Annotated in this window: 10 protein-coding genes; 4 read left to right on the top strand and 6 right to left on the bottom strand. The window is 44.4% G+C overall.

Going from position 1 to position 11,915, the window contains the following annotated elements; all coding sequences use genetic code 11:
- Positions 1 to 5: 5 nt before the first annotated feature.
- Entirely contained in the window at positions 6 to 536 is a 531-nt protein-coding gene (locus tag FK220_RS06655; RefSeq protein ID WP_152573469.1) for a YceD family protein, read from the bottom strand.
- A gap of 199 nt (positions 537 to 735) precedes the next feature.
- Positions 736 to 1,782 carry a 4-hydroxythreonine-4-phosphate dehydrogenase PdxA gene (gene pdxA / locus FK220_RS06650; RefSeq protein ID WP_152573468.1) on the bottom strand — a complete coding sequence of 349 codons (1,047 nt, stop codon included), beginning with the start codon at positions 1,780 to 1,782 and terminating at the stop codon, positions 736 to 738.
- 73 nt (positions 1,783 to 1,855) lie between these two features.
- On the opposite strand from pdxA, the gene FK220_RS06645 reads away from it, so the two are divergent.
- On the top strand, positions 1,856 to 2,452 hold the full coding sequence (locus tag FK220_RS06645; protein ID WP_152573467.1) for a riboflavin synthase: 597 nt from the start codon (positions 1,856 to 1,858) through the stop codon (positions 2,450 to 2,452).
- Positions 2,453 to 2,569: 117 nt separating this feature from the next.
- Here FK220_RS06645 and FK220_RS06640 read toward each other — a convergent pair whose 3' ends face one another.
- The 4 genes from FK220_RS06640 to FK220_RS06625 are packed head-to-tail and all read right to left on the bottom strand — an operon-like array spanning position 2,570 to position 6,586.
- Entirely contained in the window at positions 2,570 to 3,172 is a 603-nt protein-coding gene (locus FK220_RS06640; RefSeq protein ID WP_152573466.1) for a hypothetical protein, read from the bottom strand.
- 34 nt (positions 3,173 to 3,206) lie between these two features.
- Positions 3,207 to 4,292, bottom strand: a complete 1,086-nt coding sequence (locus FK220_RS06635) for an acyltransferase family protein (RefSeq protein ID WP_152573465.1) — start codon at positions 4,290 to 4,292, stop codon at positions 3,207 to 3,209.
- Positions 4,293 to 4,331: 39 nt separating this feature from the next.
- The gene (locus FK220_RS06630) at positions 4,332 to 4,745 is read right to left on the bottom strand and encodes a DUF3052 domain-containing protein (protein ID WP_152573464.1); all 414 of its coding nucleotides are present in this window, start codon (positions 4,743 to 4,745) and stop codon (positions 4,332 to 4,334) included.
- 35 nt (positions 4,746 to 4,780) lie between these two features.
- On the bottom strand, positions 4,781 to 6,586 hold the full coding sequence (locus FK220_RS06625) for a sodium:solute symporter family protein (RefSeq protein WP_152573463.1): 1,806 nt from the start codon (positions 6,584 to 6,586) through the stop codon (positions 4,781 to 4,783).
- A gap of 75 nt (positions 6,587 to 6,661) precedes the next feature.
- Here FK220_RS06625 and FK220_RS06620 point away from each other — a divergent pair, with 75 nt between their 5' ends.
- The 3 genes from FK220_RS06620 to FK220_RS06610 all read left to right on the top strand — a co-directional run bounded on the left by FK220_RS06620 (position 6,662) and on the right by FK220_RS06610 (position 11,802).
- Positions 6,662 to 7,417: a sulfite exporter TauE/SafE family protein gene (locus tag FK220_RS06620; protein ID WP_152573462.1), complete on the top strand. Its 756-nt coding sequence runs from the start codon at positions 6,662 to 6,664 to the stop codon at positions 7,415 to 7,417.
- A 109-nt stretch (positions 7,418 to 7,526) separates the two neighbouring features.
- Positions 7,527 to 8,927, top strand: a complete 1,401-nt coding sequence (locus FK220_RS06615; protein WP_152573461.1) for an AGE family epimerase/isomerase — start codon at positions 7,527 to 7,529, stop codon at positions 8,925 to 8,927.
- 289 nt (positions 8,928 to 9,216) lie between these two features.
- On the top strand, positions 9,217 to 11,802 hold the full coding sequence (locus FK220_RS06610; protein ID WP_238718916.1) for a zinc-dependent metalloprotease: 2,586 nt from the start codon (positions 9,217 to 9,219) through the stop codon (positions 11,800 to 11,802).
- The last annotated feature ends 113 nt before the right edge of the window (positions 11,803 to 11,915 follow it).

The following is an 11,915-nucleotide window of genomic DNA, read 5'->3' as shown; positions in this document are numbered from 1 at the left end:
ATCGCTTATTTATCCGTTATTAACTTTTTTAGTGCATCCCATCGGGGATCGTTTTCTTTCGTTATTTCTTTTTCTTCTTTCGGTTGCAATGTTCTAAGGGTATCCAGTGCCTTTGATTTCAAAGTGCCGTCGGCAACCCCGGGGTGAACCCGTTTCTGTGGCACCGCCAATACTAACATTTCATAAATGTATTGCGCCACGTTGATTTGATGCTCCCCATGTGGAATGATCAGAATTTCATCGTTCTCATCATTATACACCTCCCCGAATTTTACGACCAAATCCATCGTTGATTCGATGGGTAGGTCGAAAGGTTCGTTGGTGAGGTCACAGTCGACATTGACACTCCCTTTCTCCTTGAAGGTAAGTTCCAACATCGTACTGGTTTTGTTCAAATAAACGGTCACATTCACCATTGCCGCATTGAACTCCCCATAACCAAAAGTCTCAAAGAACCTGTTCTCAATTAGGTAATCAAACTCGTGTTTTCCTTGCTTCAATCCTGAGAAAGGAATACTGTATTCCTTATGCTTCATCCTATTTACACTAGTTTGATCCAAAAACCCATCGAATTGACGGGGTGCAAAGATACTATTATTTTGATAAATGCCAATAGGCTGGAGTTAAATATAAATACCTTTTAAAGTAGTGCGAACATTACAGTCCATGCATTTAGTAAAAAGACCTACGGGAATTGATCATTGTTTCTATTCAGATTCAAAACGAACGAAGTTGCTAGCGCCTTACTTTCTGCTTCTGTAACGGATTTTTCGTCAATTCGGAATATTCCTGTCTATTTCGGAATATTTGGATAGCGGCAAAGACCGCTTCCTTGAAGGAACTGTAGTCGGCTTCCCCTTTTCCTGCAATCTCATAGGCCGTACCATGATCGGGGGAGGTGCGCACTTTTGAAAGTCCGGCGGTATAATTAACGCCCTTACCGAAAGATAATGTCTTGAATGGGATGAGCCCTTGGTCATGGTAGGCAGCTAAAATGGCGTCGAATTTTTTGTACGTATTGGAACCAAAGAAGCTATCGGCCGAGTAAGGACCAAAAACCAGGTGCCCGGCATCGGACATTTCCTTGATAACAGGTTTCAGGATTTCCTCGTCTTCTTTTCCGATGACTCCTTGATCGCCGCTGTGGGGATTAATTCCCAACAGGGCAATTTTCGGCCTGCGAATGCCAAAATCCATCATCAAAGACTTTTCAACGGTCCGCACTTTTGTCCGAATTAAAATCGGATTGATGGCCGAAGGGGCATCCTTCAGCGCGACATGATCTGTCAGGAGCCCAACTTTCAGCTCATCGGTAATCATAAACATAAGGCTTTCACCCTCTAGCTCTTGAGCCAGATAATCGGTATGGCCGGGAAATTTGAACTCTTCGGTCTGGATATTGTGCTTATTGATCGGCGAAGTGACCAATACATCTATTTCACCTTTTTTCAGCGCACTTACAGCCGCCTCGAGCGACAACAAGGCATATTTTCCGCCCTCCTCAGTAGCCGCACCGAACTGTATGTCTGGAATTTCTTTCCATACATTGACCACGTTGATCTTGCCGTCGATGGCTTTATCGGCTTCCTGTATCCCATGAAAATTGATTTCCAGATTCAGGGCGTTTTTTTGAAAGGAAATGGTTTTGTTTGAGGCAAAAATGACCGGGGTACAAAAATCGAGCATACGGGAATCCACAAAGGTTTTAAGGACCACTTCGCAGCCGATTCCGTTCAAATCCCCAACGGAAATCCCTAGTCTAATTTTGCTGTTTTCATCCATGATAATCAGTACCTTTGTCCTGTTCTTGTACGAACAGGTATCGACGTGCAAAACTACTTAAATTATACGGAAGATGTTTACAGGAATTATCGAAACTTTGGGTGAAATTACTCAATTGCAACACGAAGGAAGCAACCTTCATATCACGATTGCCAGTGAGCTCACCAGTGAATTAAAAATCGATCAAAGCGTGGCCCATAATGGGGTATGCCTTACGGTCGTTTCCCTTCTCGGAAACACTTATACGGTAACGGCCATCGAGGAGACCCTGCAAAAGACGAACCTTGGAAATCTAAAGGTAGGGGATAAGGTAAACCTAGAGCGCGCCATGATTTTGGGATCCCGTCTAGACGGACATATGGTTCAGGGACATGTGGATCAGACCGCATTATGTACGGCTGTCGAACAAAAAGATGGCAGTTGGTTTTTTTCGTTCAAATACGATGCCTCCCTGGGCAACCCCACCATCGAAAAAGGATCGATAACCATCGATGGTACGAGCCTTACCGTAGTCGATTCCGGTATTGACACCTTTAGTGTTGCCATCATTCCGTATACATACGAGAACACTTGTTTTAACTCTTACGAGGTAGGTACCCTTGTAAACTTGGAGTTCGATGTAATCGGAAAGTATGTGGCCAAACTTTTAGGGAAGAGAGAACCGTCTTAAAGATCTTTTGAACTCGTTTTCTCTTGTGCGTTTGTTTTCCTTATTTAGCCAAAAAGAACAAAAAGTAGTTGCCAAAGCACCTAGGCGATTTCGGCAGTAGGGCCTAACTTCCTTAGGCTAGTTCTCAGAGGTACATTCATTGTTGTAATAGCTTGCGATTTCACCGGCATGTTTAAGCGTCTTACGTTCAATTCTTTCAGTTAGGGAAGGACAATCTCGAAGAAATGCCATCACCCGTTTTCTTTTTAACCCCAACAATCCTTGGGTTACCCTTATTAGTTGGGGACTGCCTTCTTTTTTGAAGTAATCGATTTCTTGTACCAATTGCTCACCTTGATCCTGAAATTCCAGTATATAGTGTACCAATTTTCCTTTTTCCAATAACCTTAGAAATATTCTTTCACCTTTGCCAGAAATACTGACCACGTTTTCCCTCAGAAACCTTGATTGCTTATCGACCCATATGCTTTCATAATATCTGTCACCAACTTGATACCCAATGATTTTGGTTGGTCCGAAGCGTTTTTTCATGTTATTTCCCTTGAATCGAATTTTTGGTAACAGCCCGGTTGGTTTACGGTCTTTTATGTAGCCCCAAAGGGTATCGTTTTCGAGGGTGATCACATACCCTTTTTGGTAATCGTTCTGAGCGAACACGCTAGCGAATATTAAAAAGAAAAATACTGTCAACGGTATCGGATATGAATAAAACAACTTCATTTCAAACTTTTCTAGTAGTACCCAGGCGCAATAATCATACCTTAATAAAAATCTTGCGTTGGTACAGCAGATAGCCCAGAAGCGCATAAAAACCTACCACAGATAGCGCATACAACAGGGAGGAGAGTTGCATCGACATAAAATCCTGTACATAAATGGTATCGAAAAGCCATCCGTGTAGCGACGTCTCCCCTACTTGAATCATGCCCATCACCTTACTGATGAAACTGGAAAGGAAGTAGAGTATGATTGCGTTGGCTCCCGCATACCTGAAAATACTGCCAAAATGGATGCCCTTGATATCGGTCAAATAGTATATCAGGGCAAGGATCAGGTTGGCCCAACCGGCAGTCACCAAGACGAAGCTACTGGTCCATAATGCCTTATTGATAGGAAAAACGATATCCCATAGATGACCTAACATCAATAGTACGCCTCCGATGCCGACAAGTATGGTCGCTTTCTTTGGCTGCTTTGAAGTTAGGATGAGTCCAGTGAAAATACCCAATAAAGAGCTTACGATAGCTGGAACCGTGCTTAAAAAGCCTTCTGGGTCATAATCGGGCTTGTAATTGTGGGATCCGAAAATTTGCACATCCAAATAATTCGCTAGATTGTTCGGGGCGCGATCCAAAGTAGACTCCATGCCGTTGACGGGAACCAATTCCATGAGGCCCCAGTAGCCTACCAATAGTACGATGGATAATCCTATTAAGGTCTTCCAGTGGAAGTTTAGAAATAAAATCGAACCAAAGAAGAATACTACACCGATACGTTGCAAAACCCCTGGAAAACGGATTTCCGCAAAGTCCTTGAAAAACGGAAAACTAATGGTAAACGCCCCCAGGAATAATCCCAGACCGATTAATTTAAGCGTTCGAACGCTTATTTTTTTATAGGTGGCAGCGTTCGTTTCCTTGTTCCGATATGCAAACACGATAGAAGTTCCAACGATGAATAGAAAGAAGGGGAACACCAGATCGGTCGGTGTATATCCGTGCCATTCGGCATGTAAAAAGGGTGCGTACACGCTAGACCAAGTTCCCGGGGTATTCACCAATATCATCAAGACAATGGTCATGCCCCGAAAAATATCTACTGAAATAATTCTATCTTTCATTCGTACACTCGGTTTAATCTAGATGTTTGGTCATTTAATTCAACGGTTCTTCAGTCGGTACATGAATTTGAGCCCGCTCCAGTCCTGATCCACAGCTGCAACTTTTACGTCTACCAAAGGCGTAGTTTTCAAGATATATTCCCGAATGACATCCCTATTGAGGTCCGTTTCGATTCCAGAGGTTCCTTTGGGCCAACTTACCCATAAGGAACCATTTTTCTTCAAGGCCTGGATATATGTTGACAGCACCTGCTGCAACTCTTCAAAGTGTAAACAGAATAGATGGATGAAATCGGAGCTTTCCGTCTGGGCATCTTCCAAAATGGCTATGCCTTCCGGCCAATACTGGAGCAGGTCGAAGTAGTTTTCGGGCTGCTGGTACAGTACGATTTTAAATCCTTCCTTCAATCCGAGCTTTTTGCCCAAGGGTGTTTTTGAGTAGCCGGAACTCATGGCATCACTTTTTGTAATTGTTTAAATTGAACAGCTTATAATATGTCATTCTTCATGGTATTCCAGACCCTTGCCAATAAGAAGCCCGAAACCACCACTGCTATCGTGAGTCCGCTAGCCAAGGCGTAGTTCCCGTAAATCCAGTTTCCGGTGGCAAACATACAGCAATAAACCAAGATGCATCCAAGTATCATTGCCAATATTCCAGAGGGTACCGACCATTTTTCAGTCCCTTCGACAATTATGTTTCCTTCCGCGGTTGCTTGTTCAACGACTTTCTTCCAACCTGGCCCTCCCGGTTGTATCTTTTTATAGAAGTTCTGCAAGGTCTCTTTCGATTCGGGCTTCGTCAAATACGTAGTCATTAACCAGATAATGGTCGTGATCAACACGACCAGGGGAAATTTACTCCACTCGGGAAAGGGCGCACTATCACCAATAAAAAGCACGTCCTCAAATTTCCAGAACAACAAAGAGATAATCCCGGAGGAAAACATGGCTACAATTTCACTCCAAGCATTGATGCGCCACCAAAACCATCGGAGTATAAAAATGAGGCCGGTTCCAGCCCCGAACATAATAATGATATCGAAGAGTTGTGTCGCGTTGGTAAGTTCCAGGGCGAAGAGCGCACTCAGTACCATGAGTACGACGGTCGTAATACGCCCCACGTTAACGAGCTCTTTCTCACTGGCGTTCTTATTAACCTGTTGCTTGTAAAAATCGTTGACTACATAAGACGACCCCCAGTTAAGGTGGGTTGAAATGGTCGACATATAGGCAGCTCCCAGCGAGGCCAGCACAATCCCCAGCAATCCGCTCGGCAGTTTCGTCAACATGGCCGAATAGGCCAAATCGTTGCCCAATTTACTTTCTTCTACGTTCGGAAAGGCCTCCTGGATACTTGCAATATCCGGGTATACGACCAACGAGGCCAAGGCAACCAAAATCCATGGCCATGGGCGAAGAGCATAATGCATGATATTGAAAAAGAAGGTAGCTCCAATGGCATGGTTCTCATTTTTCGCCGCCAACATTCGCTGAGCAATATAGCCTCCCCCACCTGGCTCACCACCGGGATACCAGGCGCTCCACCATTGTACCGCTATGGGAATAATCAGAATGGTTATCAGCGCATCCGTATCCGAAAAGTCCGGTAAAATAGACATTTTACCTTGCACATTCTCGTGATTCACGAGATTTGAAAGTCCGCCCACCTCTGGTAGGTTGACCAAATAAATGGCCGCCCCTAGGGCACCTACGATGGCCAGGAAAAATAAGACGAAGTCGGTATAAACCACCCCCCTGAATCCGCCAATGGCACTGAAGATTACCGTGACGGTTCCACCGATCAAAACAGTCTGTAGAGGGGTAAGACCTAACATGACCTGGCCGATTTTGATAGCGGCCAATGTGACGGCCGACATGGCCATCACGTTAAAGACGATACCCAAATATAATGAACGAAACCCTCGTAAGAAATGGGCGGGCTTTCCACCATAGCGCAAGTCGTAAAACTCCATATCTGTGGCCACGTTGGATCGTCGCCATAGTTTAGCATATACGAAAACCGTCAAAAGGCCAGTGAGCAAAAAGGCCCACCAGCCCCAATTGCCGGAAACGCCATCCGACCGAACGAAATCGGTGACCAAATTAGGGGTGTCCGTGGAAAAGGTTGTAGCAACCATTGAGAAACCCAATAACCACCAGGGCATGGTTCTCCCGGAAAGAAAATATTCGGAGGTATTTTTCCCGGACTTTTTTGAAACTACAATACCGATGATAAGAACGAGAGTAAAAAATCCGATGATGATGGAATAATCCAGGGTGCTCAGTTCCATGGTGCGGTTGTTGGTTACTAGCTAAAGATAGAATTTTTTAAGATACTTTTGTGGTTTGTCTGTTAAACTTACATTGTGCCAATAACCCTTGTTTTCGACATTTCAATCACTTCATGGATACTCGCATTTATCGCGGCATTTGTGATAGGGGTTTCCAAATCGGGAATTAAGGGTATCGCCATCATCATCGTGACACTGATGGCTCTGGCCTTTGGCGCTAGGCAATCTACCGGGCTCATTGTACCGTTGCTCGTGGTCGGTGATATTTTTGCAGTGGTCTACTACAACCGGCATACCCAATGGAAATATATCCTTCGTTTTCTACCTTGGATGATGGGAGGGGTCCTCATCGGGGTGTTGATAGGAAAGGACTTGGACGCATCGACCTTTAAGATCGTTATGGCGGGAATTGTTTTGTGCAGTGTCCTGATGATGTGGTGGTGGGATCAAAAGAAATCGAAGACAGTTCCTACTCATTGGGCTTTTGCAGGATTTATGGGAATCTTGGCCGGGATAACTACGATGATCGGTAATTTGGCCGGAGCCTTTGCGAATATATTCTTCTTGGCCATGCGCCTTCCGAAAAATGAGTTCATCGGTACGGCGGCGTGGTTATTTTTTATCATCAATATTTTTAAACTTCCTTTTCATATTTGGTCCTGGGGCACTATTACGACAGACACCTTGTTGATTGATTTGCTTTTAATTCCAGGCATCGTACTAGGGCTTTTTATTGGTATACGGCTAGTGAAGATTATAAAGGAAGCCTTTTATCGAAGGATGATTTTGATTTTAACCGCTATGGGGGCCATATTAATTTTGTTGAATTAGCGGACATTCCCTGGTGGTAGTCGTTCTTTAACATCCGTATTGCCTTGATTCCTTGATTATTGGTTATATAATGGGTAGATTTAGAAGGTATCCCAGTGTTTCAATATCGATGAAAACCATATACCCTTTTCAGAATTTTGCCATTCCTATATGTGCTGTTGTTTTGTTCATTTCCTGCGAAACGCGGCATGATAATTCTAGGATTCAAGCGGCAGAACTGTTACCTGAGGTAGAACGATCTCTTAAGGAATTGGCAACGGTTTGGTATCCGCGTTCCGTTGATTCCGTTCATGGGGGCTACTGGTCTGATTTTAACGCTTCTTGGAAGCTTGATGGACCACAGGACAAAATGATTGTTAGTCAGTCGCGCCACGTATGGACGGCATCTAAATTAGCCCTATTTTATAATGAAGATCAATACCAATACATTGCTGCCCATGGTTATCGGTTTTTAAGGGATTATATGTGGGATTCAATGTATGGTGGATTTAATACCAGGGTGAGCGTTGAAGGCGATTCGGTTCAAACGGTATCCACGGGGAAAAGCGCTTATGGAAATTCATTTGCGATTTATGCGCTTGCCACCTTCTATAAGGCATCAAAGGATACAATGGCCCTAGACCTTGCCAAGAAGACGTTTTATTGGTTAGAGGAGTATTCGCACGACCCTGAGTTTAAAGGATATTTTGACGTACTCCAACAAGATGGATCTTGGATGTTGAATAGGAAGGAGAACAACGGGGACGGTAATTTCGCAAGAAAGGATTGGAAAGACCAAAATTCAAGCATACATCTTTTGGAGAGCTTCACGGCTTTGTACGAGGTGTGGCCCAATGAATTATTGAGAAAACGCCTTCTGGAACTACTGTTGCTGATTCGTGATACGATTACATCGGAAACTGGAAGCCTCACCCTTCACCTCGAAAGGGACTGGACGCCCGTTTCTTTGAGAGATTCTTCGGAAACCTTTAGAGAGAAGAATTTTTGGGCAGACCATATTTCGTTCGGTCATGATATTGAAACCGCATTCCTCCTTTTGGAAGCCTCGCATGTTTTGGGGCGAAAAAATGACACGCTTACCTATAGCAAAGCCAAACAAATGGTCGACCATACAATTGAAATGGGTTGGGATGCTATCAATGGAGGGTTCTTCGACGGAGGCTATTATCACGAACCCGGTGTATGCACCATCGAGAACAGGGCAAAAGTATGGTGGACACAGGCTGAAGGGCTCAATTCGCTATTACTGATGGCTCGATTATATCCCGAGGAAGAGCGTTACCTTGAACTATTTAAAAAGCAGTGGGGGTACATCGAAACCTATCTGATCGACAGCACCCACGGCGGTTGGTTTCATGAAGGACTGGATTCGAATCCTGACGCCATTAATCACCCTAAGGCGCATATATGGAAAACAAATTACCACACTATCCGCGCATTGATACAGGTGATACAAATGCTGCGGGGGGAATACATGTTGATCGAAGGGATGGTGCATGTGGCACATTAGATAGCGGCTTAAATCTGTCTGCCCGTTTCCAAGTTTGTGGGATTAATCCCGTATCTTTACATGTCCAAAATAGATGTAGCGAGTTGTGACGTTCACACCTTTATTGTTTGTCTGCGTGGATTCATTGTTGGTTTTAAGACCATAAATTCATCCAACTCATTAAAAATTTCTATTTTAGGACTCTTTGGATGTGGTAATTGCCCTAATATACAAGGTTCAGGCCATTGTAATTTTCCATATCCCTTTGAATAGCTCATCCGACCCGACCAACCCCATACTAAACCTGTAATTGAAACGTTCGCTATTTATGATGCGTTATATCGGTTGTTTTCTACTATTATTCGTGGTCACCTCATGTGGATCGCTTGGCTTAACGGGCAAATCGGCCAAAAATGTCGAGAACGACAATTCTGCCTTGAACAAATCCAAGACCTATGATCGCTTCATCACCAAGGAGGCTATTACCGTAAACGGGCTTTTTGATGTACATCAGGTAGGGGGAACCTATTATTTCGAGATTCCCGATAGCTTGCTGAACCGTGAAATACTGGTGGTAACGCGTTTTATCAAAACGCCTTCAGGCGCTGGAAACTATGGCGGTGAAAAAATTGCGGAGAACACGATTATTTTTGAAAAAGGGCCTAACAACAATGTTTTCCTGCGAATCGCCACCTTGGTCAGTGCCGCAAACGAAGAGGATGCCATTTCAAAGGCGGTCAACAACTCGAACATTACGCCTATACTAGAGTCCTTTGACATCAAAGCGAGCAACGAAAAGAAAGACACCTATCTGATAGAGGTGACCGATTTTGTCAATAGTGAAAATCCGTTATTGACTTTGAGTAGTGCACAAAAGGGCGCGTACAAACTCGCAAGCCTCGAGAAGAACAAATCGTATATCAAGGAAATCAAAACCTTTCCGATGAATACGGAAATCAGGACCGTAAAGACTTACAAAGCACAGAACACCAAGGAGAAGCGAAGAAAGCAGTTGCCCGCGGCTGTTTTGGCCGGTGTAGTGACCTTGGAAATCAACAATTCGTTTGTGCTTCTTCCGAAAAACCCGATGCGGAAGCGCTTATTCGATGCCCGTGTGGGTTATTTTGCCAGCTCCTATTTGGAATATGGTGATGACCAACAGAAAGTAGACCGCAACACCTACATTCATCGTTGGCGGTTGGAGCCCAGGCCAGAGGATTTCGAAAAATGGAAACGCGGGGAACTGGTGGAGCCTAAAAAGCCCATCATCTATTACATTGATCCCGCCACCCCAAAAAAATGGAGACCTTATTTGATTCAGGGAATTAATGATTGGCAGGTTGCTTTTGAGCAGGCGGGCTTTAAAAACGCCATCATGGGGATGGAATGGCCTGAAAATGACCCCAACATGAGTTTGGAAGATTCCCGTTTTTCCGTCCTTCGCTATTTTGCCTCTCCCTCCAAAAATGCCTACGGGCCGAATATCGTGGATCCAAGAAGCGGCGAGATTTTGGAAAGCCATATCGGGTGGTATCACAATTTGATGAGCCTTTTGCACAATTGGTATATGGTACAGGCAGGCGCGGTCGATTTTAGGGCACAGCAAATGGAGTTTGATACGGAACTCATGGGGAATCTCATCCGTTTTGTGGCTTCCCACGAAGTAGGGCATACACTCGGACTTCGCCATAATATGGGTGCTAGTAGTGCCACCCCGGCCGATAAGTTAAGGGATGCGGAATGGTTGAAAAAATATGGACATACCAGCTCTATCATGGACTATGCCCGTTTTAATTATGTGGCCCAGCCGGAAGATAATATTCCTACGGAATATTTAATGCCCCGAATCGGGGATTACGACAAATGGGCCATTCAATGGGGATATTCCCTTTTTCCGGAGGAAATGCCTTTGGAAGAAGAAAAAGAACTGTTGGCCCAAATGGTCGTAGATAGTGTCTCGAATAATAACCGACTATGGTTCGGCGGTGAAGGGCGTGATTTTGACCCCCGCTCACAGACAGAAGATTTGGGAGACGACGCCATGATTGCCAGCACCTACGGAATTATGAACTTGCAACGCATCGCCCCTTGTCTACGGGAATGGACCAAAGGTAAAAATAGCGATGACTTTTCGAATTTGGACGAAATCTATCAAGCCCTGGTGAACCAATACAGTGACTACATTTTTCATGTGACCAAGAACATAGGAGGTATTTACGTAACCCCAAAAACAATGGGGGAGGAAGGCGAAGTATACCGGCCGGTACCAAAAGAGGTGCAGAAGCAGGCGCTCGCTTTTTTGAACAAGCATATTTTCAGGGAACCAAAGTGGCTTCTCAGAAATGATATCCTGAATGCCATCCAATCGCCACAATCCAAAGAATCGGTGACCCAGACGATGGAAAGCGTGATGATGAACCTGTTAGGGGGAAGCAGACTTAGCAGAATGACCTTTATTGCCGAGCGCTACGAAGAGGAAGATCCCTACCGTCCCGAGGAATATATAGACGACTTAAATCATCTGATATGGGGCGACATGTACGTTTTCTATCAAACCAACGCCTACAGGAGGAAACTACAGAAAGCCTACGTTTCCAATATGATCGCCCTTTACAAGCCCGAAGAAGCCGATGGAATTGTAGAAGGTATTCTGGCCAAGCTTTCCGAGGGATATACCGCCAATACCGATGTGCGCTCCTTGGCCTTGGACAATCTGATAACACTTCAGGGTAAAATCAAACAGACGCTTCCAGTCATGACCGACCGTTTGACCATTGCGCACTTGAACTATCTGAAAAGGGAGATTGAGGAGGTGGTTGGTGAGACGAAGGATATCAATCCTATATTCATTCCCCTAAATAGGGACATGTCTATTAAGGAAGATGGAGAGAAATGAAGAAAGCGTGAAAAGCCTTTTAACTCATTGCCATCCTTTTATCTTATCGCTAATTGAATATTTTGGAAAAAGAAGGGTTACTTACCCGTGATAGGGTCTTACATTAGACACCC

This window comes from Pelagihabitans pacificus, assembly GCF_009371985.2.
Lineage (GTDB): Bacteria > Bacteroidota > Bacteroidia > Flavobacteriales > Flavobacteriaceae > Pelagihabitans > Pelagihabitans pacificus.
Note: the sequence above shows the minus strand (reverse complement) of the source record. Positions and strands in the feature narration are given on the sequence as shown.

Bases quoted from the DNA above. Each gene is read 5' to 3' on its own strand.
- FK220_RS06645 (WP_152573467.1), top strand. From the start codon at position 1,856: ATGTTTACAGGAATTATCGAAACTTTGGGTGAAATTACTCAATTGCAA.
- pdxA (WP_152573468.1), bottom strand. From the start codon at position 1,782: ATGGATGAAAACAGCAAAATTAGACTAGGGATTTCCGTTGGGGATTTG.
- FK220_RS06655 (WP_152573469.1), bottom strand. From the start codon at position 536: ATGAAGCATAAGGAATACAGTATTCCTTTCTCAGGATTGAAGCAAGGA.
- FK220_RS06640 (WP_152573466.1), bottom strand. From the start codon at position 3,172: ATGAAGTTGTTTTATTCATATCCGATACCGTTGACAGTATTTTTCTTT.
- FK220_RS06635 (WP_152573465.1), bottom strand. From the start codon at position 4,292: ATGAAAGATAGAATTATTTCAGTAGATATTTTTCGGGGCATGACCATT.
- FK220_RS06625 (WP_152573463.1), bottom strand. From the start codon at position 6,586: ATGGAACTGAGCACCCTGGATTATTCCATCATCATCGGATTTTTTACT.
- FK220_RS06630 (WP_152573464.1), bottom strand. From the start codon at position 4,745: ATGAGTTCCGGCTACTCAAAAACACCCTTGGGCAAAAAGCTCGGATTG.
- FK220_RS06615 (WP_152573461.1), top strand. From the start codon at position 7,527: ATGAAAACCATATACCCTTTTCAGAATTTTGCCATTCCTATATGTGCT.